The 22,975-nt window shown below is 59.6% G+C and carries 23 protein-coding genes and 1 other RNA gene; 12 read left to right on the top strand and 12 right to left on the bottom strand.

The window, feature by feature from the left end; translation table 11 throughout:
* Positions 1 to 73: 73 nt before the first annotated feature.
* From KTN04_RS06360 to KTN04_RS06335, 6 genes are all read right to left on the bottom strand, one after another.
* A complete protein-coding gene (locus KTN04_RS06360) occupies positions 74 to 1,117 on the bottom strand; it encodes a lipid A deacylase LpxR family protein (protein ID WP_328515964.1) in 1,044 nt (347 codons plus the stop codon).
* Entirely contained in the window at positions 1,114 to 1,452 is a 339-nt protein-coding gene (locus KTN04_RS06355; protein WP_217334383.1) for a YdbL family protein, read from the bottom strand. Before KTN04_RS06355 ends, KTN04_RS06360 begins: the two co-directional genes overlap by 4 nt.
* Before the next feature lie 9 nt (positions 1,453 to 1,461).
* Positions 1,462 to 1,659 (bottom strand): YnbE family lipoprotein, encoded by a 198-nt coding sequence (locus KTN04_RS06350; RefSeq protein WP_217334382.1) that lies wholly within the window; start codon positions 1,657 to 1,659, stop codon positions 1,462 to 1,464.
* A 113-nt stretch (positions 1,660 to 1,772) separates the two neighbouring features.
* Positions 1,773 to 4,082 (bottom strand): intermembrane phospholipid transport protein YdbH family protein, encoded by a 2,310-nt coding sequence (locus KTN04_RS06345; RefSeq protein ID WP_217334381.1) that lies wholly within the window; start codon positions 4,080 to 4,082, stop codon positions 1,773 to 1,775.
* Positions 4,083 to 4,118: 36 nt separating this feature from the next.
* A complete protein-coding gene (locus tag KTN04_RS06340; protein WP_217334380.1) occupies positions 4,119 to 4,760 on the bottom strand; it encodes an O-methyltransferase in 642 nt (213 codons plus the stop codon).
* 46 nt (positions 4,761 to 4,806) lie between these two features.
* Complete coding sequence (locus KTN04_RS06335; protein WP_217334379.1) at positions 4,807 to 5,859, bottom strand: ion channel; 1,053 nt, start codon at positions 5,857 to 5,859, stop codon at positions 4,807 to 4,809.
* A 116-nt stretch (positions 5,860 to 5,975) separates the two neighbouring features.
* Between KTN04_RS06335 and KTN04_RS06330 the strand changes: the two genes are divergently transcribed.
* The 4 genes from KTN04_RS06330 to ftsZ all read left to right on the top strand — a co-directional run bounded on the left by KTN04_RS06330 (position 5,976) and on the right by ftsZ (position 11,193).
* Complete coding sequence (locus KTN04_RS06330) at positions 5,976 to 6,329, top strand: hypothetical protein (RefSeq protein ID WP_217334378.1); 354 nt, start codon at positions 5,976 to 5,978, stop codon at positions 6,327 to 6,329.
* A 177-nt stretch (positions 6,330 to 6,506) separates the two neighbouring features.
* The gene (locus KTN04_RS06325) at positions 6,507 to 8,309 is read left to right on the top strand and encodes a methyl-accepting chemotaxis protein (RefSeq protein WP_217334377.1); all 1,803 of its coding nucleotides are present in this window, start codon (positions 6,507 to 6,509) and stop codon (positions 8,307 to 8,309) included.
* Between the two features lie 368 nt (positions 8,310 to 8,677).
* Complete coding sequence (gene ftsA, locus KTN04_RS06320) at positions 8,678 to 9,934, top strand: cell division protein FtsA (RefSeq protein ID WP_217334376.1); 1,257 nt, start codon at positions 8,678 to 8,680, stop codon at positions 9,932 to 9,934.
* Between the two features lie 53 nt (positions 9,935 to 9,987).
* Positions 9,988 to 11,193, top strand: coding sequence for a cell division protein FtsZ (gene ftsZ, locus KTN04_RS06315; RefSeq protein ID WP_217334375.1), 1,206 nt, complete (start codon positions 9,988 to 9,990; stop codon positions 11,191 to 11,193).
* A gap of 79 nt (positions 11,194 to 11,272) precedes the next feature.
* Here ftsZ and KTN04_RS06310 read toward each other — a convergent pair whose 3' ends face one another.
* From KTN04_RS06310 to folE2, 3 genes are all read right to left on the bottom strand, one after another.
* Positions 11,273 to 12,799: a carbon-nitrogen hydrolase family protein gene (locus KTN04_RS06310; RefSeq protein WP_217334374.1), complete on the bottom strand. Its 1,527-nt coding sequence runs from the start codon at positions 12,797 to 12,799 to the stop codon at positions 11,273 to 11,275.
* 69 nt (positions 12,800 to 12,868) lie between these two features.
* The gene (locus tag KTN04_RS06305; RefSeq protein ID WP_217334373.1) at positions 12,869 to 13,624 is read right to left on the bottom strand and encodes a TlyA family RNA methyltransferase; all 756 of its coding nucleotides are present in this window, start codon (positions 13,622 to 13,624) and stop codon (positions 12,869 to 12,871) included.
* Between the two features lie 54 nt (positions 13,625 to 13,678).
* A complete protein-coding gene (folE2, locus tag KTN04_RS06300) occupies positions 13,679 to 14,620 on the bottom strand; it encodes a GTP cyclohydrolase FolE2 (RefSeq protein ID WP_217334372.1) in 942 nt (313 codons plus the stop codon).
* A 148-nt stretch (positions 14,621 to 14,768) separates the two neighbouring features.
* Here folE2 and KTN04_RS06295 point away from each other — a divergent pair, with 148 nt between their 5' ends.
* From KTN04_RS06295 to alr, 4 genes are all read left to right on the top strand, one after another.
* The gene (locus tag KTN04_RS06295; protein ID WP_217334371.1) at positions 14,769 to 15,371 is read left to right on the top strand and encodes a response regulator; all 603 of its coding nucleotides are present in this window, start codon (positions 14,769 to 14,771) and stop codon (positions 15,369 to 15,371) included.
* Between the two features lie 383 nt (positions 15,372 to 15,754).
* The gene (locus KTN04_RS06290) at positions 15,755 to 17,011 is read left to right on the top strand and encodes a D-amino acid dehydrogenase (RefSeq protein ID WP_217334370.1); all 1,257 of its coding nucleotides are present in this window, start codon (positions 15,755 to 15,757) and stop codon (positions 17,009 to 17,011) included.
* 83 nt (positions 17,012 to 17,094) lie between these two features.
* Positions 17,095 to 17,484 carry a RidA family protein gene (locus tag KTN04_RS06285; RefSeq protein WP_217334369.1) on the top strand — a complete coding sequence of 130 codons (390 nt, stop codon included), beginning with the start codon at positions 17,095 to 17,097 and terminating at the stop codon, positions 17,482 to 17,484.
* A gap of 22 nt (positions 17,485 to 17,506) precedes the next feature.
* Complete coding sequence (alr, locus tag KTN04_RS06280) at positions 17,507 to 18,583, top strand: alanine racemase (protein WP_217334368.1); 1,077 nt, start codon at positions 17,507 to 17,509, stop codon at positions 18,581 to 18,583.
* Here alr and KTN04_RS06275 read toward each other — a convergent pair.
* Together KTN04_RS06275 and KTN04_RS06270 are read right to left on the bottom strand one after the other, a co-directional pair.
* On the bottom strand, positions 18,574 to 19,374 hold the full coding sequence (locus tag KTN04_RS06275) for a response regulator (RefSeq protein ID WP_217334367.1): 801 nt from the start codon (positions 19,372 to 19,374) through the stop codon (positions 18,574 to 18,576). The two genes, alr and KTN04_RS06275, sit on opposite strands and share 10 nt — an antisense overlap.
* 102 nt (positions 19,375 to 19,476) lie before the next feature.
* Positions 19,477 to 20,019, bottom strand: a complete 543-nt coding sequence (locus tag KTN04_RS06270; RefSeq protein WP_217334366.1) for a DUF2058 domain-containing protein — start codon at positions 20,017 to 20,019, stop codon at positions 19,477 to 19,479.
* A gap of 125 nt (positions 20,020 to 20,144) precedes the next feature.
* Between KTN04_RS06270 and KTN04_RS06265 the strand changes: the two genes are divergently transcribed.
* The 4 genes from KTN04_RS06265 to KTN04_RS06250 all read left to right on the top strand — a co-directional run bounded on the left by KTN04_RS06265 (position 20,145) and on the right by KTN04_RS06250 (position 21,727).
* Positions 20,145 to 20,756 (top strand): LysE family translocator, encoded by a 612-nt coding sequence (locus KTN04_RS06265; RefSeq protein WP_217334365.1) that lies wholly within the window; start codon positions 20,145 to 20,147, stop codon positions 20,754 to 20,756.
* Between the two features lie 85 nt (positions 20,757 to 20,841).
* Positions 20,842 to 20,938, top strand: an RNA gene (gene ffs, locus KTN04_RS06260) — signal recognition particle sRNA small type.
* A gap of 87 nt (positions 20,939 to 21,025) precedes the next feature.
* Positions 21,026 to 21,190 carry a hypothetical protein gene (locus tag KTN04_RS06255; protein ID WP_217334364.1) on the top strand — a complete coding sequence of 55 codons (165 nt, stop codon included), beginning with the start codon at positions 21,026 to 21,028 and terminating at the stop codon, positions 21,188 to 21,190.
* Between the two features lie 24 nt (positions 21,191 to 21,214).
* A complete protein-coding gene (locus tag KTN04_RS06250; protein ID WP_217334363.1) occupies positions 21,215 to 21,727 on the top strand; it encodes a 3'-5' exonuclease in 513 nt (170 codons plus the stop codon).
* Here the strand turns inward: KTN04_RS06250 and KTN04_RS06245 are convergent, their stop codons facing one another.
* Positions 21,728 to 22,654 (bottom strand): LysR family transcriptional regulator, encoded by a 927-nt coding sequence (locus tag KTN04_RS06245; protein WP_217334362.1) that lies wholly within the window; start codon positions 22,652 to 22,654, stop codon positions 21,728 to 21,730.
* Positions 22,655 to 22,975 lie beyond the last annotated feature (321 nt).

Raw genomic sequence — 22,975 nt, 5'->3', positions numbered from 1 at the left:
AACTATCGTCGCAGTATAAAAATAAAATACTAACAAGCGGAATCGGTTACGTCAGCCGTTTTCGGACAAAACCCTAGAACGTATATGACATCGCCAAGGAGCCGAAGTTGTGACTGCCGGTCTGCTTTTCAAATTGGGGTGTCCGGTAGACCCGTGCATAGGACAGTTTCCAGCGTTCCCAGGTGGCGGCAATGCCAAAGGCGGCATCGGCAACCCAGGGCTTGCGATCAACACTGTGGCTGTCGCGCCAGGTGTTGCCATCGAGGAAGATGTCACGAGCCATGTAACGGCCATCCAGCGAAACGAAACCGTGGATACCCCAGTCATGTCGAAAGCGCGGATCGCCGCGTCCGGGAACACTGTTGTCGCCGCCTGGGCGCAGCGCCGAGGTGCCGAAGTCATGGGGCAGGTGCTTGCCGATGCGGTACTCGATCCCGGCGTTGAGATAGGTCGCCACGTTGCCCAGGCTACCGCCGCCATGCAGGATCGCTTCCTGTTCCCAGTAATTACCCAGATCCTGTCGCAGCCAGCGGTACTTGTGCTCATACACCAGCTGCAGGCCGGGTTCGTTCTCGAGCTGGTTGTCCCAGCCGTTGAATTTCTTGAACCCGCGCAGGTCATGAATGAAGTCTTGTGCCTCTTGAGCCAGCGATGCCGGTCCGACGACGCCCAGATTGACCTCGAGTGAGTTCATGCGTGTTCGGGTCTGGGTATGGTAACCGAACCCGGCATAGAGCCAGCCCGCGTAGGGACGGTCGTCAGGGTCCAGGGTGCGGCGTTCACGATCGGCCGGGGTGTAGATCTGCTGGCCCAGGGTAACGATCAGGCGGCGGCTGACATCATTGCCCAGCCGAACCGGCTCCGGGTCCAATGGGCTCAGTAGCCGGTTGCTGCGGCGCAGCCAGTCGGGCAGGCCCGGGTCGTCAATGAAGCTGTCCAGTTCCGGTGAGACCCACGACAGACGCACACCATTGGTGTACTGCTGATCGGTTTCGCCGAACAGGTCGTTTTCAAAATACAGGTTGGCGGTCCAGCTGTTGTCGACTTCCTGGGCCTGTACCGCGGCGGGCAGGAATGCCAGTGCGATGCCGGCGGCGATGCGAAGGCGGGACTTCACTTGCGAACCCAACGGCCGTTGGCGTCTTGAATGTACTGGCCGGACGGTGTCATCTGCTGCAGGCGCTGACCGGTGCGCAGTTCCATGACATCCAAGGCCACTCCGGCCTTGCCGGCCTTTTTCTGGTACAGCGCGCGGCGCTTGGCATTGATCTGCTGGACCAGTTGCTTGACATCCGCACCGGCGGTTGGTGCCACAATGCCGAGGTAGCCTGTACTACGTTCACCCACCAGGCCCCGTGCCTTGGCGTCGTCCAGTGAGATTGCATATGCCGGCAGGCTGATAATCAGCGCCAGCAGTGTTGCAGCCAGCATGCGATAACGTTTGAAAGTCATATCGGTACCTCAGAAAAGTTCGCTGTTTTCATCCAGCATGTCATCGATTTCCTTGTCGACCTTGACCAGGATCTCGTGCTTGATTTTGACATTGAGGTTGATGGTAATCGGCTCGGAGGGCGCGGCGACCTGAACGGTCGGCGTGCAACCGACCGCCAGCAGTAGCGCCAGCGCGCAGAGGGATGAAGTCAAGGGGTGGCGTTGCATCGGGTGTCCTTCCTGGGTTTTGTATTCACATGGCCTTGCTAGTGAGACGCGGGTCAGGGCTCAGGGTTCCATTGGGCCGCAGCTTAGCTTAACAAAACGCGAACCAATAGGCTTCAGCGGCGAAAACGGCGGTCAATGGCGTTGGTGACGCGATCGGTGAGGCGCAGGGTACGCAGCAGATCGAGCAGGTTTTCCTCGATGCTGAGGTTCAGATCGACGGGCCGGCCCTGTTGCCACTGAGGGTTCTGTCCCTTCAAGCGGGCCTGTACCCGTGTGGTGCCATCGGGGGCGTAGTCCAGGGTCAGGTCCAGAAGGTCGAAGCGAAAATCTGTCAGGGCACCCAGTGCCAAGGCTATGCCCGGGTTTTGCTGACCCATCAGGGCGATCTCGGGCGAGGCCTGATAGCGAATGACACCGCCTTCTCCCTGGCTAATCAGCTGGCCTCCACGGATATGCAGGCGGGTGCCTTCCAGCTCAATGGGCAGGGCGCCCCCCAGAACGCCACTTCCATAGAGCCCCTGCTGCGGATACAGGGCCAGCATGCGCTCCAGTTCCAGCGCCGAAACGGCGATACGGGTGTTGATGGCCGGATGTTGCGGGTCAAAGTCCAGTGCCGGTACCGCAATGATGCCGTCCAGCACCGACAGACTGAACGAAGACAGGGTCAGGCGGGTTTGTCCGGTGGCGGAACGGCGGAAATCGAAGTCCAGTTCGGGGCCGAAAACGCGCACGCCGCTGTCGGTATGCTCTACTGCAGCCGAGCCCTGCACGCGCAAGGCACCATCCTGGTTCAGTGTTAGCTGAGGGACGAGGCTCAGGTCGTGTACCCGGGTGTGCTCATCCCAGACCAGGTTGGTATCTTGAATATCAGGGCGGGCATTCAGCGTCCAAGCGCCCTGTTGCAGTTGCAGCTGTCCGGTCATGCCGAGCTGCCCGGCGGTGATCTGCAGCGGTGCAAGTTTGGCGGGCAGCCAGGGCCGCAGTGCCGGGTAGAGCCGGTCAAGCGCGGCTGCCGGCAGCGTCAGATCGAAGCGGCCGCTAAAGTCCGGTGTCAGCCAGCCATGGATGCGGGGTTTAAGGGGCAGGTCGGGGCTGCTCAGGGATGCCTGAATCTGCACCTTGCCGGTTGCCGGTGCCAGTTTCAGGTGTGTATTCATGGCCAGCTGCAGTGGTGCCAGGCCATCGGGGCGCAGCTGTATTTGGGGCAGTTGCAGCTGAACGGCATAGGTGTCGCGCAGCAGCTCTCCGGCGGACAGCGTCAGACTGACTGGGGCCAGAGTGATGGCCGCCGGTGCCGGTGTCCGCAGGCCATGGCTGGCCAGTGTCAGTTGCAGGGGGCCGTGCCGCCATTGGTCGGGCTGTTGCCAGTGGCCTTCTACCGACCAGGGATGGCTCAGCGCCAGGTCGGCCTGTTTCAGGCCCGATGCGGTGTCCCGGCCCAAACCGCTGATGCGGGCTTGGTTGCTGTCGTCGATTCTCAGACTGAAACGGCCTTGCTGCCAGTCGGCTTGCAGGCTCAGGCTGGCCCGAACGGACTCAACCCCGGGGCCATCCGCCATTTCAACAGTGCCTTGAACGCTCGCATGGGCCTTGAGTGCATTGAGCAATGCCGGTGGCTGCATGGGCAGCATGGCGGGCAGATAAAGGCGGTTGCTCAACAGCAGGTGGCCTGACAGGCGCGCCAGCGTCGGTTGCCACGCGGGCGGCAGCAGGGTCTGCCAGTCCTGCAGAGCATCGGCATTCAGGCGCAGGTTGGATTGCAGCTGCCAGTGATCCTCGGCGGGCTGCAGCTGATGCGAGCTGCGCAACAGGTAACGATTTCGGTGGCTCAGACTCAAGCTCAGGTTGAGAGCCGGGTCCAGGCTCAGGTCAAGATAGCCCAATGGCGACTGGTTGCGGGTCAGGTGCAGACGGCTTTGCAGCAGTTCGGGTTCAAGGTCGAGATTGCCCTGTACCGACCAGGTCGGCTGGTCGGGCTGCTGTCGGCTGACAGTCAGGCTAGCAATCACCAGGCGGCGAGAGGGGGCGTACTGAAACAGCTGTTGTGGATCCAGAGGCGTCAGCGCAAGGTCGCTGCTGCCGGAGTCGGTCGGGGCCGTGGACGTGCCGTTCAGGGTCAGGCGGGCCTGTTGGACGCGCAGTTCCTGCAGGCTGCCTTGCAACAGCTCCAGCGGTTGGAAACGGATATCGACATGGTCGACGCTCAGTGTCATCTGCAGTCCGTCCCGGTTCTGACGGACACTGAAGTGGTCAATCTGCAGGCGCTGCCATGAGGGGTGGCGGAGTGTCAGCACCGGGCGCTCGAACCCCTGCTCCTGCAGCCACCGCTGCAACAGGTATTCGGCCCCCCAGGGCAGGGCCAGCCAGGCCAGCCCCAGTACCAATAATGGTGTCAGCAGCAGAGCAATCAGTCCCTTGCGCATCTGCAATCCTCCCGGTGCTCCCCGTCTGGATAAACCTCAGCCGAGCTTGCGCACCACGTTCAGGCCGTCGCGCACGGTGAGAAAGACGTTTTCCACATCCGGATCGTTGGCGATGCGATGGTTGGTTTCAACCAGAATGTCGTCGATATCCGATTCGGGCTGTACCACCTTGCCGGACCAGAGCACGTTGTCCAGCACGATCAGCCCTCCGGGGCGTGTCATCTCTTTGACGCGCTCATAGTAGTTGAGGTAATTGCGCTTGTCGGCGTCGATAAAGGTGAAGTCGAGTTCAACGTCCAGTGTTTCCAGCGTATCCAGTGCTCGGCCGAAGATCACTTCGATCTTGTGGCCATGCTCACTGCGGTCGTAGAAGCCCTTGGCGAATTCGATGGCGCGCGGGTTGGTCTCACAGCAGATCAGCTTGCCATCCTCGGGCATGCCTTCGGCAATGGAGAGCGCCGAGTAGCCGGTGAACATGCCGATCTCCAGGGCCTGCTTCGGCTGCACCAGCGCCGCCAGCATTTTCAACGTGCGCCCCACCAGGCGACCGGACAGCTTCTGCGGCCAGCCCATGTTGAGGTTGGTCTGATCGATCAGCTCCTGCAGCAGCGGCGGCTCGGCGCGGGTGTTTACAAAGGCGTAGTCTTCAATGGCTTCGTCAACCAGAAAATCGGGCATGGCGGATACTACCTGAAACAGCTAATGAAAAAATGCATTCTATCATCTACGCGCCGGACTGCTGCAGTTGCTGCCAATCAATGGCATGGATGCGCTGATGGGCGATGTAATATAGCAACGCACCGGGCTCGACCGGCATGTCCAGAGGCGGGTTTAGGGTCAGGTGTGCATCCCCGGGGCGCTGTACGCCCAGCACGGTGGCCTGGTACTGCATTTTCATCGGGCCGTACAGCTGGTCGAAGCGGATTGCCGGTGCCTGTGCAGGGTACAGGATCGAGAACTGAGTCATACCGTCGGAGGCGTTGAGCAGTTGCTGATGCAGACGTGTTGAGCCCGGATCCATAGTGGCCTTGGCCATCATTTCGACCGATACCGAGGGGGCGCATTCAACGGACGGGCAGTGATGCTGCAGCAGGTGGCCGATGCTTTCATCACGGAAGTAGGCGATGATCTGGGCCTTGGGGTTGCGTTGCCAGGCGTACAGGGCGCAGACCAGGGTCTGGTCGTCACTCGGGGTATCGATGACGATGCTGGATGCCCTGGTGATGCAGGCGCGGTCCATGTCCGCGTCCTGGTTATAGCTCTCGGTACGCACAAAATCGATTTCACCGGGCAGCGGGTTTTCCAGTTCATCGGTCACGCACAGGCAGACGCGGCGCTTGCGGTGCTGGGCCGCTTCCAGCAGCAACAGCTTGATCAGCTGCGGGGTGCGCTTGCCGTCCCAGCCAATCACCAGAATATGATCATCCAGGTTCAGTTGCTTGAGTCCCATGATTCCTTTTCTCCATTGATGTGCACTGAAGGCCGCAACCCGGCCGATGGTGACGGCAAACAGGCTGAGCCCAGCCGGAATGATGAACAGGGCGGTCAACCAGCGTCCGGCCTGCGTCGAGGGCGACAGGTCGCCGTACCCGACGGTCGAAGCGGTGACCACCATCCAGTACAGAAAGTCCTGACCGGTCAGGGCGTCTTCATCAGCCAGGCACAGCAGGCCCCAGCTCAGCAGCAGGTAGGTCGCCAGGATGATCAGCAGTCCCTGCCAGCTGAGTGCTTTCAGGTGTCGGTAAAGTTCAACTTTAAGTCGTGTAAACAGATACATGGATCCCTCCAAAGGCAGGGCGCTAGATTAACAGGGATGGCGGAATCGGCACAGATTCCGGTAACGAAAACCGACGCGGTCTTGTACAATCGCCGTTCAGTCAATGGAGGGTAAGCATGTACGAAGCCTTGTATCTGTTTCTGGTCACCGGTGTGGTGTCCATGTCGGCGGCCTTGAGCGCGGGTGCACTGAACAAGCTGCCGGAGGACCAGCGACCGGCATTCATGTCCAGTCGCAATGGTCTGGTCGCGGTGGTGATGGCCGGTAATCTGGGCGCGCTGACGCTGATAGGCGCCCTGGCCTATGGGGTACGCCATCTTGACTGGTGGATTCCGGTCAGCTGCCTGTTTGTCACCTTCCCGTTGATCCACATGGTGGTGATTCAGCGCCTGTTGGGTGACATGAAAGCGCTGTTCGTGATGCTGCCGCTGGTGGTGGTGTCCATTGGTGCCCTGTACTACTTCTGGTGATGTGCTGCCCGGTCGGCCAAAGCCGGTCGGGCCTCCCACCTGGTGTTACCACTTTTTGAAGTGGCTGCACTATTTATGTATCGCTTTCGCTTGTCAGCCGGTTGGCCTGCAAGTACTCTTTTTGTTAGCAAAAGGCGACTTCGGAGTCGTGCCATAACAATAAAAGAGTGCTGCCCCATGAGCTTGTACCGGCTGATCGAAAAAACCTTCTTCCACACGCTAACGCGCAAGATCTTCGGTAATGTCCTGTTTCTGATTCTGCCCAGCCTGGTGCTGATCGGCCTGAACTACTGGCTGTTCAGTTCGATGGGCGAACTCAACCAGTTGTTGAGTGCGGCTCCCGAGGCTGAACAGCGCGTCACCGAGCTGGCTGCCATCGGCGGGCGGCTGGCGTCCGTGATGCTGGTGATTACCCTGGCTGCAGCCCTGTTCGCGCTACTGTTCATGCGCCACCTTTTCCTGAAGCCGATTGATGACATGACCCAGGTGCTCGGCGCGGTCAAGCATCGTGATGGTGATATATCAGCCACACTGCCGGCCCACACGCATGATGAAATTGCGCACATGGCCCGGAGTTACAACCACTTCTCCGACAGTCTCAAGCAGATGATTGCCGACACCCGCCAGCGCAGCGTCCAGGTGTCACTGAGTGCCAGTCAGCTGCAGCAGGTTGTACTCAAAGCGGGCCAATCAGCCGAAGAGCAGGTTGCCAAGGCGCAGGCCGTGTTTCAGGCCAGCCAGGAGTCGACCTCCGCCATTGAAGAAATTGCTGGTCACACGCAAAGAATCGCCGAGCGCAACGGCCACAACCTGGATGAGGTCAAGGCCTCCACGCAAGAGCTTCAACGTGTGAGCGAGCAGGTCGCGGCCATGGAAACCCGGATGCGCGAGTTTCAGCAGGTGGTCGAGCAGCTGGCGGAGAACTCGGCCAGTATCATCGACATTTTGTCGCTGGTGCAGGGGTTTTCGGAGCAGACCAACCTGCTGGCGCTCAATGCTTCCATCGAAGCGGCGCGTGCCGGTGAGGCCGGGCGCGGGTTTGCGGTAGTAGCGGATGAAGTGCGCAATCTGTCACAGAAAGTCAGTACGGCCACGGTTGAAATTGACAGCCGAGTCAATGAAATGGTGTCACTGGTTGACACGACTCGGGCCGGTGCCGACCAGATTCTGCACAGTGTCAGTGATACCGACCGCTTCATCAGCGATACCAGCAGCCGCTTTCAGGTGCTTGTGGCTGACTTCGAAGCACTGGGCAGCCAGCTGAACGAGATCAGTGCCGCCAGTGAGGAGTTGTCTTATTCCAACCAGAGCAGCCATGAGCAGGTTTCGGATATCACGCGTCTGGCCGACAGCATCCGTGAAGAGATGAGCCTGTCAACGCGTTATTCGCAGGAGCTGGACGGGGCCACCGAGGAGATGCAGGCGTTGCTGTCACGCTTTACCATCGGCTACGGCGGCTTCGAACAGATCATCAAGGCAACCCAGGCCTGGGCGCACCAGGCCGAGGCGGAGCTGGAAGCCCTGGCCCGCGAAGGGGTCGACCTGTTCGATACGCATTATGTGCGCACCAATCCGGGACAGCTGCCGGAGAAGTACGATACCGGCTACGTCGATCGTTTCGAACGCCGCCTGCAGCCACTGTATGATCGCTGTGTGCAGGAAAACGATGCCTTCATGATCGCGTCTGCATTTGACCTGAACAGCTATTGTCCGGCGCACAATAGCAAGATTTCCCGACCGCTGACCGGTGATTTCGAGACTGACAATGCCTTAAGCCGTCACCGTCGTATCTATAATGGCACGCGGGCCGAGAAGCGCCGTGCCAATCATGACGCGCCGTTTCTGCTGCAGACCTTTATTCGTGATACCGGCGAGATCCTGAATTCGCTCTCGGTTCCCTTACATGTCGGCGGACGTCGCTGGGGCAGTTTCTGCGTTGCGTTTACGCCCGAGCACCTGATGCAGGGCCGTCAGGAATAGGTGAGCCTGATGGGGGTATTCTGATTGCCGTCGATATGAGGTGTTTAATCAAGATAAAGTTCTGATGAATCAGCGTTATTTAATCCCTGTTCTTGCGAGGCACTGACAGTTTTTCAGGCGGCAAAACATTTGTATAGCGGCAAGGGGCTGCAGTCTGATGGGAAATATCTGGCTGAAAATCAAGGCAAAATGCTTTAAGGCGGCAAAGTTTTGCCGGCAGGAAATTGCAGTTCCTTGTTGATTTTCTGACCACTGGGCAGCGATACTTGTCACTAATCAGTTAAAATTCGGGCGCAAAATTTTCTGGCCCGATTTTTGCGTATATTCCTGCAAAGAATCGCCCATTTGCAGAGTCTGACTCAGGGACCATGGTGACAGCACACAATATGATCGTTGCACTCGATATCGGCACTTCTAAGGTGGTTTGTCTGGTGGGTGAATTGACCCCCGAAGGCACCATTGAAATCGTGGGTGTCGGCATGCAGCCGTCGCGGGGTCTCAAGCGCGGTGTGGTGGTCAATATCGAGTCGACGGTCAGCTCCATCCAGCGCGCAGTGGAAGAAGCCGAGCTGATGGCCGGGTGCAAGATACACGGTGTCACGGTCGGCATTGCCGGCAGCCATATCAGCAGCCTCAACTCTCATGGCATCGTGGCCGTACGTGATCGGGAGGTGTCCGATTATGACTTGGATCGGGTTATTGACGCGGCGCGTGCCGTTGCTATACCCGCGGACCAAAAAATACTGCATATTCTGCCGCAAGAATATCTGATCGATAATCAGGAAGGCATCAAGGAGCCGCTGGGCATGTCCTGTGTGCGTTTGGAAGCACGCGTGCATCTGGTGACCGGTGCAACCAATGCGGTACAGAACATCGAGAAGTGTATCCGTCGATGTGGTCTTGAAGTGGATGCGGTTGTGCTGGAGCAACTGGCTTCCAGTCATGCCGTATTGACGGATGACGAAAAGGATCTGGGTGTATGTCTGGTGGATATCGGTGGCGGTACCACTGATATTGCTGTGTTCACGGCAGGTTCCATTCGCCATACAGCGGTGATTCCGATTGCCGGCGACCAAGTGACCAACGATATCGCCATGGCACTGCGCACGCCGACGGCGCATGCCGAAAAAATCAAGATCAAGTACGCCTGTGCACTGGCACAGCTGGCCCAGGCAGACGAAATGATCAAGGTGCCCAGCGTAGGAGACCGTCCGCCGCGCAATCTGTCACGGCAGGCGCTGGCCGAGGTGGTCGAGCCGCGTTATGAAGAGCTGTTTACGCTAATACAGGCCGAGCTTCGCCGTAGCGGGTTTGAAGACTTGGTAGCGGCTGGCATCGTGCTGACCGGGGGAACGGCCAAGATGGAAGGCGCTGTTGAACTGGCAGAAGAAATTTTCCATATGCCGGTGCGCCTGGCCAGGCCTCAGGGCATAAGAGGGCTGGAAGAGCAGCTGAGCAATCCGGTGCATGCAACCGGTGTGGGGTTGCTTCATTATGCCAAACAGGACCACGGCCCGGTCGGGCCGGTTACCGAAAGGGACGACTTGATTGATGCCGGTATGGCGGATACCGGCAACCGTGGCCTGATTCACAAACTCAGGCAGTGGCTACAGGGCAATTATTGAGTACTTACAGGATACCTGCCGTCTAGAGCGGGGTCTTGCAGGAGGGAACAAACATGTTTGAGTTGGTCGATAGTGTACCTCAAAGCGCCGTCATCAAAGTGGTAGGTGTTGGCGGCGGTGGCGGCAACGCCGTCAATCACATGGTGACCACTGAACTGGAAGGCGTCGAGTTCATTTGTGCCAATACGGATGCACAGGCGCTGAATAACATGGTCGCCAAGACCGCGCTGCACATTGGTGGCGAACTGACCAAGGGCTTGGGAGCCGGTGCCAACCCTGAAATCGGTCGCCAGGCGGCGGTTGAAGATCGAGAGCGCATTGCCAGTGCTTTGTCGGGTGCTGATATGGTTTTCATTACCGCCGGCATGGGCGGTGGTACGGGCACAGGTGCCGCGCCAATCGTGGCGGAAGTGGCTCGTGAAATGGGCATTCTGACCGTGGCCGTGGTCACCAAGCCCTTTCCTTTCGAAGGGCGTCGTCGCAAGAAGGTGGCCGAAGAGGGTATTCGTGAACTCCAGGAGCACGTGGATTCACTGATCATCATCCCCAATGAGAAACTGTTGCCGGTCCTGGGCAAGAACACATCGCTGGTAACGGCTTTCGGTACGGCCAATGATGTGCTCAAGGGTGCGGTTCAGGGCATTGCCGATCTGATCATTCGCCCGGGCATGATCAACGTCGACTTTGCCGACGTGCGCACGGTGATGTCTGAAATGGGCATGGCGATGATGGGGACTGGCATCGCGCGCGGTGAAAACCGTGCCCGCGAGGCGGCGGAAGCAGCAATCAACAGCCCGCTGCTGGAGGATATTGATCTCAAGGGCGCCAGCGGTGTGCTGGTTAATATCACCGCGGGTTTGGACCTGAGTCTTGGCGAATTCTCCGAGGTGGGTGATCTGGTCGAAGATTATGCACACGAGGATGCGACGGTGGTTGTGGGTACGGTTATTGATCCTGAGTTGACGGACGAATTGAAAGTCACGGTCGTTGCAACGGGGCTGGCGCGTGCTCAGGCGATAGAGTCACGTGTGGTCAACGGCGGCATGTCTGCGGCGGCAAATGCGCGCAAGCCGGTTTCCAGCAGTGATTACAACCAGCTGGAGCGCCCTACGGTACTGCGTAACCGACAGGCCGAAGAGCAGGCGCGCGGGGTCGAGTCCGGCGACAAGCTGTCCGAAACAACCGGCGTGAAGAAGACGGGCACGGACGACATGGATTTTCTGGATATCCCGGCTTTCCTACGCCGCCAAGCTGACTGATCTCCGCTGCTCCATCCTTCCTGTTTGAGCCCGCCCGGCCTCTGGCCCGGCGGGTGTTTTCACTTATGGCACTCGTGGCTCACATTTCGTGGCGCCAATGCAACCGATAAAGATCGCGTCGACGGTCCTTGAGGTTAGTCACCGAGCCCTCGTTGCGAATGACACGAATCTGATCCAGATCCAGATCCGAGAACATGATCATCTCGGTGTTGGGAGTAGTCTCCGACATCACGGCATCATGGGGGAACGCGAAATCCGAGGGCGAGAAGACGGCTGACTGGGCATACTGCACATCCAGGCTCTCGACGGACGGCAGGTTGCCCACGCTGCCACAGATTACCGTATAGCACTCGTTTTCGATGGCGCGTGCCTGGGCGCAGTGGCGCACGCGCAGATAGCCGTTTTTGGTATCGGTCCAGAAGGGCACGAACAGAATATCCATGTCCTGGTCCGACAGCAGTCGCGCCAGCTCCGGGAACTCCACGTCGTAACAGATCAGGATGCCGACACGGCCGGCATCGGTCTCGAACACCCGCAGTTGATCACCGCCCTTGATAACCCAGTCGCGACGCTCGTGTGGCGTGATGTGCAGCTTGCGTTGCTCTTCCACCGTACCGTCGCGGCGGCACAGGTAGCTGACGTTGTACAGGATATCCCCTTCCTGCAAGGGCATGGAACCGGTGATGATATTAATGTTGTAGCTCACCGCCAGGTGGGACATCTCGTTGCGGAAGCGCTCGGTAAAGCCGGCCAGGAAGCGAATGGCTTCGGTCTGGTTGGTCTGATCGGTCAGGCCCATCAGCGGGGCGTTGAAAAACTCCGGGAACAGGGCAAAGTCGCTCTGATAGTCGGACAGGGTATCGACGAAGTATTCCACCTGCTGCAACAGCTCTTCCACCGACTCCACTCGCCGCATCTGCCACTGGATGGCGCCGATGCGCGCCTTGGTCGGGCGACTGCTGATGACGTTGGCCGGGTCGAACAGGATATTGTCCCACTCCAGCAGGGTGGCGTAGCCCTGGGACTTGGTATCCTCGGGCAGGTAGCTGCCCAGCAGGCGCTTGACCTGAAAGTCGTTGGAGAGCTGAAAGGTCAGGATGGGGTCATAGATTTCCCGCTGACGCACCTTGCCGATGTACTCGCTGGCAGTCATTTCGCTGGCGTGCTTGTAATAATTGGGAATGCGGCCGCCGGCCAGAATGGAGCGCAGGTTGTACTGGCGGCACAACTCCTTGCGTGCTTCATACAGGCGCCGACCCAGGCGGAAGCCGCGGTAATCCGGGTGTATCAGCACATCCAGTCCATACAGTGCATCCCCCTTGGGATCGTTGAGGATGGTCATGCGCTTGCCGATCAGATCGTCATAGGAGTGCGGGTTGCTGAAGCGGTCGTGGCGCACCTGCACCGACAGGGCAATGCCTGCCAGTTCGTCGCCATCAAAAACGCAGATCTGACCTTCCGGGAAATCGTCGATCAGCGTGTTGATAGTGTGTTCCGGCCAGGCGCCGCCAATGTCGTCGTAGACACGGTCCATCAGCGCCTGGAGTTTGGGGTAGTCATCATGCTCGAGATTGCGGATGACCAGATGCATATCTTCGATGCGCATGCTCAGTCCTCTTCAACAGATACTGCCCCAGTGTGCGGCAGCCGACAGGGCGGCGCAAGCGGATTCGGTTCAGGGCTGGCGCGCACCGAGCAGGAACTCGCGGTTGCCGTCACCGCCCTTGATCGGGCTTTCGTCCCAGTACAGCGGCTGCAGCCCCTGAGCCAGGCAGCAGGCTTCGATGCTGTTGCGCACCTCAGCATACAATGACGCATCGCGCACGATGCCGCCCTTGCCGATATGCCCGGGGCCAACCTCGAACTGCGGTTTAACCAGTGTCAGCAGCCAGCCGCCGGGACGGATCAGAGGGGCCAGCGACGGCAGAATCAGGCGCTGTGAAATGAACGAAACATCCATGACCGCCAGATCGAAGCCACGGGCATCCGGTGTGTGCTCGCACAGTTTGGGGCTGAGTTCGCGGGCGTTATAGCCCTCCAGGCAGGTCACGCGCGGGTCGTGGCGCAGGCGGGGGTGCAACTGATCATGACCGACTTCAATGCCGACCACGGCGCTGATATCGGCCTGCAGCAGACAGTCGGTAAAGCCGCCGGTGGACTGGCCCACATCAATGGCATGCAGGCCTGCCGGCTGCAGCTGCAGGGCCTGCAGAATGTGTTGCAGCTTGAGGGCGCCACGTGACACGAAGCGGTCTTCCTCGCGCGTTTCCACCTGTAGGGGGGTGTCCTCGGCCAGCTTGAGGCCAGGCTTATACTGAACCTTCCAGCCGCCCAGCCGGGCTTGGACGCGCCCGTCCTTGATCAGGCGTTGCGCACGGGTGCGCGTATCGGCCAAACCGCGTTCGACCAGAAGGGTATCCAAGCGCTGCATCTGTTACTCCTCGTTGCTCAAGGGCACAGTATACCGCAGCCGATACCCTGCACGTCAGCCGAACAGGTTGGCGGAATAGCCGCCGGGGACGCCCTTGACGCACACGGCAATGGCATCGTGTGGGTGCAGGCTTTCATGATGCTCGACGCGAACATGAAAGTCCTGCCACAGCGGGTTGTCCAGCAGTGCCTGTTTAAGGCGCCGTGCGGCATCCTCACAGAACATCTGGTTTTCGCCGTTCAGGGCTGCAAAGGCCTGCTCGTCCTCGCGTTTGACGGCGGTCTGTACAGCCGTTTGCAGGGCTGTTTCGGCCTCGTCGATCAGCCGCAGGAAAGGCAGTTCGCCAGTGAAATCATTCGATAGCTGAACCTTCAGGTGGGCACTGCTGCGCTGGCTGTGCGGTGTCGCCAGGCTGGCATGTTCCTGCAGCCAACGACTGACCTGTTCGGTGGGGATCGCATCAGCACCGCCGAAGTCACGGCTGAACGCCTGCTCGATCAACTGGCGAGACAGCGCGGCGGAACAGGGGCAGGTCGAGGAGTAGGGCAGGGTGACCCGGCACTCAAGGCAGAAGCCTTCCGGTCCCAGTCGGCCGTGTACCTGAGCGGGGTAGTGTTTCCAGCCCCGGTGGGTGCTTGTCAGGGCGTCTCGCTGCACGGGCAGATCAAATTGAAGCCGTATGCCGGCATGCTGACTGATGCCGGCATGGCGTGCCAGGGCGGTGTCCAGCAGTGCCGTAATGCCGGCACCGGTCAATGGCTGGCCCTGCAGTTGTTCCTGCAGGGCCAGGTACAGCCGCGACATGTGAATGCCGCGGTGCTCCGACGCATGAATATCCACATGGATATCGGCCTTGGCGGGCAGAATGAAGGGGGTGTCGGTATTCAGTTGCAGTGGCAGGCCAATGCCGCTCATGCCCACCCAGTCCAGCGTCAGTGTGTGGCTGGCGCGGGTGTTCAGAGCGACATCGGGCAACGTGGTTGTAGGGGTTGTCATTGGGGTGAATCACCATGCTTGTTATCTTATAACATATCTTATCATTCATTTTCGATTAATTCTCTGGTTTGCGCCTTAAGGGTAGTGGATTTTGCTTTTGCAAAAGCGGTATTAAGGATTAACATGACCACCATTGTGTATGAATCGGATGTTTCAGGTGTCAAATCAGGATCTGTGTACCAGTCGCAAGGCCGCCGAGCTTTTGGGCGTGACGCCACGCACCGTACAGCTGTGGGCTGATGACGGCATCCTGCAAAGCTGGAAAACGCCCGGCGGACACCGTCGCTTCAGCCTTGAGGCCGTACACCGCCTGGCGGAAGAGATCCGCGAGGGTGTCGGTGTACCCGAGCTCCGTGGCCGTGTCGGTCAGCGTGACCAGGCCCGTGTTCATGTGATTGAGGACGATGCGCGGTTGCAGCGGCTGTATGCGATGACGCTGCGCAGCTGGGGCTTGCCGATCGAGCTGAAACAGTCCACCGACGGGTATCAGGGGCTGCTGGAACTGGGCGCCTTCGAGCCCGATCTGCTGGTGCTCGATATCAATCTGCCTAATATGGACGGCTTCAGCATCATCGATGCCCTGGCGCGCCAGGGGGTGATGGAACGTATGGAGCTGGTTGTCGTGACGGCGCTCAATCTGGGTCAGGTCAAGTCGCGTGTTCGCAACGTGCATGCGGGGGTGAATGTGCTGCCCAAGCCGATCCCCTTTGACCAGTTGCGCTTGCATGTAGAAAAAATCCTCTCGCGCTGAATTTTTTCTTGATTTTCCGTTTTTGGCACCCTATATTCGGAAATATCGGAATCAAATGATTTCGTTTCTATGGCCTGAACGGCTATGTCAGTAAGGTGGGGGCCATCTGATATAGCTTAATAGGGCCACCTCTCCCTCCCCCCTTTATCCATTATGCCGCTTGTGTCCGTGCGTCCGTCCGTGTGCACGAATCGCGTGCTCGTCGATATCCACTCCAGATTCGCGTATTGCTATTGAGGGTCGGTACGAAGGTCTTCAGAGTAATATCCTGTCTTGCGCATATATTCAGTCAAATCATCTACTTTGATCGTTAAAAAACCAAAAAAATCTCACGTAAAATAAACAAAAATAGCGACATCTTTTGTTACTTTTGAGGTGTCAGTATGCGTATTCTGATTCTCGGCAGCGGTGTCATCGGCGTGACATCGGCCTGGTACCTGGCGCAGGCCGGGCACGAGGTGGTGGTCGTCGAACGCCAGCCCGGCCCGGCACTGGAAACCAGTCATGCCAACGCGGGCCAGATTTCCCCCGGATACTCGGCGCCCTGGGCGGCTCCAGGTGTGCCGCTCAAAGCGATCAAGTGGCTGATGCAGGATCTGGCGCCCCTGCGCATTTCGCCTCGCCCGGATCTGAATACCCTGGGCTGGCTGGCCCGGATGCTGGCCAACTGCAACCACCGCGCCTATACCCGCAACAAGTTGCGCATGCTGCGCATTGCGGAGTACAGCCGCGACTGTTTGATCGAGCTGCGCAACGAAATCGGGATTGAGTACGACCACCGTGCCCAGGGACTGATCCAGCTGTTCAGGTCGCAGCAGCAGCTGGAAGCGGCTGCTGCGGATATGCGTATCCTGGATCGTTGTGGTGTGGCGTACGAACTGCTGGATATGGCGGGCGTGGCGGCACATGAGCCGGCGCTGGCGCGCGTCAGTGACAAGCTGGTCGGCGGTCTGCGACTGCTGGGAGACGAAACCGGGGACTGCTATCTGTTTACCCGTGCGTTGGCACGGCGTTGCGAGGCACTGGGGGTGGAGTTTCGATTCGGCACGGAGATCGACCGGCTACTGGCTGAAGCGGGGCGGGTCAGTGGCGTGGCCACCTCGGCAGGCGTGCTCAAGGGCGACGCCTGCCTGGTGGCGCTGGGCAGCTACAGCCCGACACTGCTGGCGCCACTGGGGATCAAGGCGCCGATCTACCCCGTGAAGGGCTACTCGCTGACCATTCCGATCACTGATCCTGCGTGCGCGCCCGAGTCCACGGTGATGGATGAAACCTACAAGGTGGCGGTCAGCCGGCTTGGGGATCGTATCCGCGTAGGCGGAACGGCCGAGCTGAACGGCTTCGACCTGTCGACGCCGGACAGTCGCCGCATCAATGTCGAGCACGTGGTCAAGGACCTGTTCCCCGGCAGCGGGGATGCCGGTGCCGCCGAGCTCTGGACTGGCCTGCGCCCAATGACGCCCGATGGTACGCCGATACTCGGTGCGACCGCATACCCCGGGCTATACCTCAACACCGGCCACGGCACCCTTGGCTGGACCCTGTCGCTGGGGTCGGCCCGCTATATCAGCGATATCATCGATGGCCGGACACCGGCCATTGATACTGAAGGGCTGTCGATAAACCGTTATAGTCGCTGAGCAACAAAGCGTTCTCTTGGCAAGCGGCCGGCACTGCGCCATAGTTTGCCGTCACCCATAACATCAACAACAGGAAACTCCGCATGTCCAACCGCAGCATCATCAACACCCGCCAGGCTCCGGCCGCCATCGGTACCTATTCTCAGGCGGTCAAGACCGGCAACACCGTGTATATCTCCGGTCAGATCCCGCTGGACCCGGCCAGCATGGAAATGGTCACTGAATCATTTGAAGCTCAGGCGGTGCGCGTATTCGAGAACCTCAAGGCGATTGCCGAAGAGGCGGGTGGCTCCCTGGCCGAGTGCGTCAAGCTGACCATTCTGCTGTCCGACATGGGCCATTTTGCACAGGTCAACGAAGTGATGGCTCGCTACTTCAGCGAGCCCTATCCTGCGCGTGCGGCCTTTGCGGTCAAGGCGCTGCCCAAGGCGGCCGATATCGAAGTGGACGCCGTCATGGTTCTCAAGGGCTGAGCAGAGAGGTCATTGAGCACTCATGAGTCGTAAGGTCTGCGCACAGATCCACCTTGATGCGGTTGTGCACAACTATCGCCTGGCGCGCGCTCAGGCACCAGGCGCCCATGCCGTGGCGATCGTCAAGGCGGATGCCTATGGGCATGGGGCCGTGCCGGTGGCACAGGCGCTGGCCGCCGAGGCGGATGCGTTCGGGGTCGCCTGCATCGAGGAGGCCATGGCGCTGCGCGCAGCCGGTCTCGGGGCGCCCATCGTACTGCTGGAAGGCTTCTTCGATGCCGATGAGCTGCCGATCATCGCCCGTGAAGGGTTCTGGCCGGCGGTACATTCCCTGCATCAGCTTGAAGCTTTGGAGCAGGCGCAGCTTGCGACACCCGTGCCGGTATGGCTGAAGATCGACACCGGCATGCACCGGCTCGGCGTTCAGCCGCAGGAGGTTGCAACCAGCGTGGCGCGCCTGCAGGCCTGTAACGCGGTGGCCGATGTGGTGCTGATGACGCACTTTGCCTGCTCGGATGAGCCGGACAAGACCATGACGCTGGATCAGCTGGCTTGTTTCGATCAGGCGGCCGGTACGCTGGGGCTGGCGGCCAGCCTGTCCAACTCGGCTGCGGTCATGGCCTGGCCCCGGGCACACCGGCAATGGTTGCGTCCGGGTATCATGCTCTACGGCGCCACGCCGTTTGAGCAGCCCAACCCGATTGCGGACCAGCTGCAGGCCGCGATGACTCTGAGTTCAGAGGTGATCGCCGTGCGGGAGGTGCCGGCCTGTGAAACCGTGGGATATGGTGCCACCTTCCGCTGCGATCGACCGCGTCGCATCGGCACGGTGGCGATGGGTTATGCTGACGGCTACCCTCGCCATGCCCGCAACGGCACCCCTGTCGTGGTGGCGGGGCAGCGTGCGCAACTGGCCGGGCGCGTTTCCATGGATATGATTACGGTGGATCTGACGGATCTGCCCCATGCAGGTGTCGGCAGCTCGGTCGAGCTCTGGGGGCGTCAGCTCCCCGTCGCGGAAGTTGCCCGCTGGAGTGACACCATACCCTACACGCTGCTGTCAGGGCTGACGCCGCGCGTGCCGCGTCGTTACGACTGATCCAGCATCTGCACCAGCAGGCGTTTGACATTTTCCGGTTCGAACGGCTTGTCGGTCATGGCGTTGACCCCGGCGTGCGCGACCTGGCTCAGGTGCGCTTCGTTGGCTTCAGACGTCACCATCAGCACCGGCAGGTGAGCGTAAAACTCGGAGTGACGAATGTACTCGGTCAACTCCAGACCGTTGACTTCGGGCATATTGTAGTCGGTTACCACCAGGTCCACCGTTTCACGCCCCAGCAGTTCGATGGCGGCACGGCCGTCTTCCGCTTCAAACAGGTGCTCGATGCCCAGGTTGGTCAGCACGCGGCTGATCAGTTTGCGCGCCATGCGGCTGTCGTCCACCACCAGTACGCGAAGGCTTTCGATAGCGTAATGCTCCAGTTCCACCGGGTCAGTATCCAGCACATCCAGCGTAGCGTTAAGTGCGGCCCCCAGGTGGTGGCGCGTAAACGGCTTGGGCAGGATGGCAATGGTGCCGGACTGCTTGAAAATTTCCAGCTGTGACTTGCGGGTCTCGCTGGAGATCAACATGAAGGGAATGTCCGCCAGGGCCGGCAGACGTCGCATGGCACCGAGTAGCTCGGTGGCGCTGCCATCATCAAAGTGAAGGGCGCTGATGACCAGATCAGGTTGAACGCGCAGCATGGATTCCAGGGCTTCATGCAGTGACGTCGCCGTATCGATGGCGATGACGTGTTCGTCCTGCAACTGCTGGGTAATGATCTTGCGCTGCAGTGCAGAGGGTTCGACCAGAAGAATATTGAGTTCACTGATGCAGAGTGTGCTCATACCGCCAATCCCGGGGGCTAAAGATGAAAGAGGCTCTGAGCCTATCAGCCGTAGCTGAATGATGACAGTGCAAAGGCCTGATCGGCGTCAGGCCTTTGTGCATTACCATATCAGGTCGTCGGGGATGGCGTAATCGGCATAGGGGTCGTCTTCAGCCGGCGTGTCGTCTACGGGGCGGGGCAGAATGGCGTCGGCCTGGCGCTGCTCGACACGCTCGACAATGTCGGCGGGCACCAGGTGATAGGTCTCATCCAGAAATGCAATGCGCAGCTGCCCGCGGGCCAGCTGATCAATCAATTTCTGGTTCAGGTACAAGTGATGGATCTTGCGGCCATGGGCAAAGTTGTAGCGCGTTTCGGCCTCTTTCGGCAGGGGCAGGCGATGTGCTTCGATCAGCTGGCGTACCTCGGCCAGCGCCGCCTTCTGGGCCTGTTCCTGCTGACGCTTGAGGTTGAGCTCACGGTCACGGGCCGCTTTTTCCTGGCGGGCCGTTTCCAGGGCTGCCTGCTGTTGCTGTTGGTCATCAACGGCCTTGCCGGCCTTTTTCTGTTTGGCCTTCTTGCGCTTGTGTTCGTTGGCCTGTTTGGCCTGTTTTTTGTTGGCCACGCCAGCTTTGAGCAGCTGGTCCTGCAGAGAGCCTGCCATCGTGTTTCCTCGAATACTGGTCTGCGTGCGTTACAGAGTGTGACGGATTTCGGTGCGAGACTATAGCATAATGCGGCAGAACCGACCGATAGCTGCTAGCGCGTTACCGACTGAAAGGAGATGAAATGTCATTGATGATCTGGTTATCACTGTTGTTGATTTGTGTGCTGGGCGCCATGTCCCCCGGCCCCAGTCTGGCAGTCGTGCTGCGCCAGACCGTGAGTAACGGGCGCGGTCATGGCATTCTGGCCGGCTGTGCGCATGCGTTCGGCGTCGGACTCTGGGCCGCCATGACCGTGCTGGGGCTGGGGATGCTGGTGAACGAGTACCAGCCGCTGTATCAACTGATTACCTGGCTGGGGGCCGGTTATCTGGTCTGGCTGGGCATCAATGCGCTGCGCTTTGCTGCGACGCCGGAGATTGAGGCCGGGCATGGCGCGCGAGAAAGCCGTTGGCAGGCGGCCCGGTCGGGGGCGCTGATTTCGCTGCTGAACCCCAAGCTGGCGGTGTTCTTCGCGGCTCTTTTTTCGCAGTTTGTGACCGCCAACCAGTCGCTCACCGAGCAGTTGATACTGGTGCTGACTGCCATGTTGGTGGACGGCGCCTGGTACACGCTGGTGGCGCTGCTGTTTTCACAGCCTGCCCTGCTGGCCTGGTTGCGGCGTCACCTCAAGCGTGTCGAGCAATTGACCGGCGTAGTGCTGATCGGGCTGGCCATTCGGGTCGCAATGCCTTGAGTTGGTTTGCATTTCTCAAACGCTATGCTTATACTGCGCGCCTGTCTTGATGAGACAGGGCGCAACGCCCACACTATGGTGGCCCCGTTGGTCCTCTCGCAACGATAAACCGTGAACCTGGTCAGGCCCGGAAGGGAGCAGCCACAGCGGTGGATTCGTGTGCCGGGATGTGGCTGGCGGGGCCGCCTCCATTTCAGGCTCCTGAAAATGGCTGTACACCTTCCGATCCAGGCCCTGTTTCCGTTCCACGCCGTGACTCGCGAGCATGCGTGCTGCGTATATCGCGCCTGACCCTGTTGCTGCTCTGCCTGCCCTTGCCAAGGGGGCATCGTATCGTACCGATGCCGGAGCAATGCTGGAGAGCCGTCATGGAACACACCCTGTTGATCATTGATCTGGAAGCGACCTGTTGGGAAGGCATGAAGACCCCGTAAGGTCGGCAGCAGACGGTTGAGGAAATGGAGATCATCGAGCTGGGATGTGTCCTGGCATCGAGCAAGGGGCAGGTTCTGGCCGAGCGGTCGTTCATGGTGCGACCCCAGCATCATCCCGTGCTATCGGCTTTCTGTCAGCAGCTGACCACGATCACCCAGAGCATGGTAGATCGGGCGCCGGTTTATGTCGCGGCCATGGGGGAGTTGAATAGCTGGTTGAGCACGCTGCCGCCCGTGGACTGCTGGGCCAGCTGGGGCAATTATGATCGTCGTCATCTGGTGGCGCAGTCCAGGCGTGAGGGGGTGAGTCCCGATGTACTGGCGCTGCCGCATCTCAACCTGAAAACACTCTGGAAGCGTACCACCGGGCAGCGCAAGCGCAATGGGCTGTCCTGGGCGCTGCAGTATCATCACCTTGAGTTTGAAGGGCAGCTGCACCGTGGTATTGATGATGCGCGTAACATGGCACGTCTGCTGCCGTTCATGGACTGGTCGCAGACCGATGGTGCCACTCAGGCGGTACCCTATGCCGACTGATCAGAGCTCGTGAATCATGTCTTCCAGGTCGATCGCCCCTTCGTCCTGCACGTGCTCCAGCATGTGATCGATGAACAGGCGTGTCTTGGCGGGCAGGTAGTGGCGTGACGAGTAGTAGATCATGATCTGAATGGGGGCTGCTTCAAAGTCACGCAGTACGCGGCGTAGCCTGCCCTGTTCCAGGCAGGGTCTGGCGTAGCCGATGCCGACAGAGGCGATCCCCATGTCCATTTCAACGGCCTTCATGGCGGCCGACAGGTTGTTGACCACCAGGTTGCCCTGTGGCTCGACCGGGATCAGCTCGCCGTTCACGCGCAGGTTCCAGGCTTTCTTACGCCCGGTGGTGGAAGAGCGGTAGGCGATGCAGTTGTGTCGGGCCAGATCGGCCGGAGTAGCGGGCTCGCCGTGGCGTTCGATATAGCGGCGGCTGGCCACCAGTACGGGCTGTACCTTGTAAAACTCGCGCGCGATCAATCGGCTGTCCGGGTTCAGCATGACGCCGATGCCGACGTCAGCGCCTTCCTTGACCAGATCGCCAATACGGTCGTCAAACTTGAGATCCAGCTCCACCTCCGGATATTTTTCCAGAAAGGACGGGATCAGCGGCAGCACCACCATGCGCCCGAAGCTGTCGGGCAGGTTGACCCGCACCCGGCCGTGGGGCGTCTTCTGCTTGTCCGTGCTGAGCCGAATCTGATCTTCCAACTGTTCCACCAGGTGCCCGGTACGGGCATAGAGTTCGTCGCCGTCTTCTGTCAGGGTCAGGGAGTGCGTGGTGCGATGAAACAGCCGCAGTGCCAGGGTTTTTTCGAGTTGAGCAATGGCCTTGCTGACGGCCGCCGAGGAGACCCCGAGCTGGCGTGCCGCGGCAGAGAAATTACCGTTCTTGACGACGGCAATGAATACATGGAGCTGATTGGGGATCATGCGTTACCGTTTACGGCGCTCGGGCCGCCTGTATGGACTGCCGGGTAGCAACTTGCGAATATCATTCTACCGAATAATGCCGGGCCGCTCATCCGAGTATGGCGGGGGATAAGGGGTCCTGCACGGTGGGCTGTCAGCAGCCGCTGATCCTGGCGGGTATTGACGCGAATGTACGGGCGCTTTCATATGCCCCCATTAAATGCGAGCCTAAAAGAACCTCAGAGGTTTAATCCATTTATGATGGATTGAAACATGAGGTTTAAGCGCTGAAAAATCGTGTCCTGACATATTGACGCCCGGTTGTCACTCAATAGGCGATTA

The organism is Marinobacterium weihaiense (assembly GCF_019061305.1).
Classification (GTDB): Bacteria; Pseudomonadota; Gammaproteobacteria; order Pseudomonadales; family Balneatricaceae; genus Marinobacterium; species Marinobacterium weihaiense.
The sequence above is the reverse complement of the archived record's forward strand: the minus strand, read 5'-3'. Positions and strand labels throughout refer to the sequence as shown.

Excerpts from the sequence above, each read along its gene's own strand:
- KTN04_RS06325 (WP_217334377.1), top strand. The coding sequence starts at position 6,507 with ATGAGCTTGTACCGGCTGATCGAAAAAACCTTCTTCCACACGCTAACG.
- KTN04_RS06285 (WP_217334369.1), top strand. The coding sequence starts at position 17,095 with ATGTCCAACCGCAGCATCATCAACACCCGCCAGGCTCCGGCCGCCATC.
- KTN04_RS06275 (WP_217334367.1), bottom strand. The coding sequence starts at position 19,374 with ATGAGCACACTCTGCATCAGTGAACTCAATATTCTTCTGGTCGAACCC.
- ftsZ (WP_217334375.1), top strand. The coding sequence starts at position 9,988 with ATGTTTGAGTTGGTCGATAGTGTACCTCAAAGCGCCGTCATCAAAGTG.
- KTN04_RS06245 (WP_217334362.1), bottom strand. The coding sequence starts at position 22,654 with ATGATCCCCAATCAGCTCCATGTATTCATTGCCGTCGTCAAGAACGGT.
- alr (WP_217334368.1), top strand. The coding sequence starts at position 17,507 with ATGAGTCGTAAGGTCTGCGCACAGATCCACCTTGATGCGGTTGTGCAC.
- KTN04_RS06340 (WP_217334380.1), bottom strand. The coding sequence starts at position 4,760 with ATGCCCGATTTTCTGGTTGACGAAGCCATTGAAGACTACGCCTTTGTA.
- KTN04_RS06290 (WP_217334370.1), top strand. The coding sequence starts at position 15,755 with ATGCGTATTCTGATTCTCGGCAGCGGTGTCATCGGCGTGACATCGGCC.
- KTN04_RS06305 (WP_217334373.1), bottom strand. The coding sequence starts at position 13,624 with ATGCAGCGCTTGGATACCCTTCTGGTCGAACGCGGTTTGGCCGATACG.
- folE2 (WP_217334372.1), bottom strand. The coding sequence starts at position 14,620 with ATGACAACCCCTACAACCACGTTGCCCGATGTCGCTCTGAACACCCGC.
- KTN04_RS06295 (WP_217334371.1), top strand. The coding sequence starts at position 14,769 with ATGTTTCAGGTGTCAAATCAGGATCTGTGTACCAGTCGCAAGGCCGCC.
- ftsA (WP_217334376.1), top strand. The coding sequence starts at position 8,678 with ATGGTGACAGCACACAATATGATCGTTGCACTCGATATCGGCACTTCT.
- KTN04_RS06345 (WP_217334381.1), bottom strand. The coding sequence starts at position 4,082 with ATGCGCAAGGGACTGATTGCTCTGCTGCTGACACCATTATTGGTACTG.
- KTN04_RS06270 (WP_217334366.1), bottom strand. The coding sequence starts at position 20,019 with ATGGCAGGCTCTCTGCAGGACCAGCTGCTCAAAGCTGGCGTGGCCAAC.
- KTN04_RS06335 (WP_217334379.1), bottom strand. The coding sequence starts at position 5,859 with ATGTATCTGTTTACACGACTTAAAGTTGAACTTTACCGACACCTGAAA.
- KTN04_RS06265 (WP_217334365.1), top strand. The coding sequence starts at position 20,145 with ATGTCATTGATGATCTGGTTATCACTGTTGTTGATTTGTGTGCTGGGC.
- KTN04_RS06250 (WP_217334363.1), top strand. The coding sequence starts at position 21,215 with ATGGAGATCATCGAGCTGGGATGTGTCCTGGCATCGAGCAAGGGGCAG.
- KTN04_RS06330 (WP_217334378.1), top strand. The coding sequence starts at position 5,976 with ATGTACGAAGCCTTGTATCTGTTTCTGGTCACCGGTGTGGTGTCCATG.
- KTN04_RS06355 (WP_217334383.1), bottom strand. The coding sequence starts at position 1,452 with ATGACTTTCAAACGTTATCGCATGCTGGCTGCAACACTGCTGGCGCTG.
- KTN04_RS06310 (WP_217334374.1), bottom strand. The coding sequence starts at position 12,799 with ATGCGCATCGAAGATATGCATCTGGTCATCCGCAATCTCGAGCATGAT.
- KTN04_RS06350 (WP_217334382.1), bottom strand. The coding sequence starts at position 1,659 with ATGCAACGCCACCCCTTGACTTCATCCCTCTGCGCGCTGGCGCTACTG.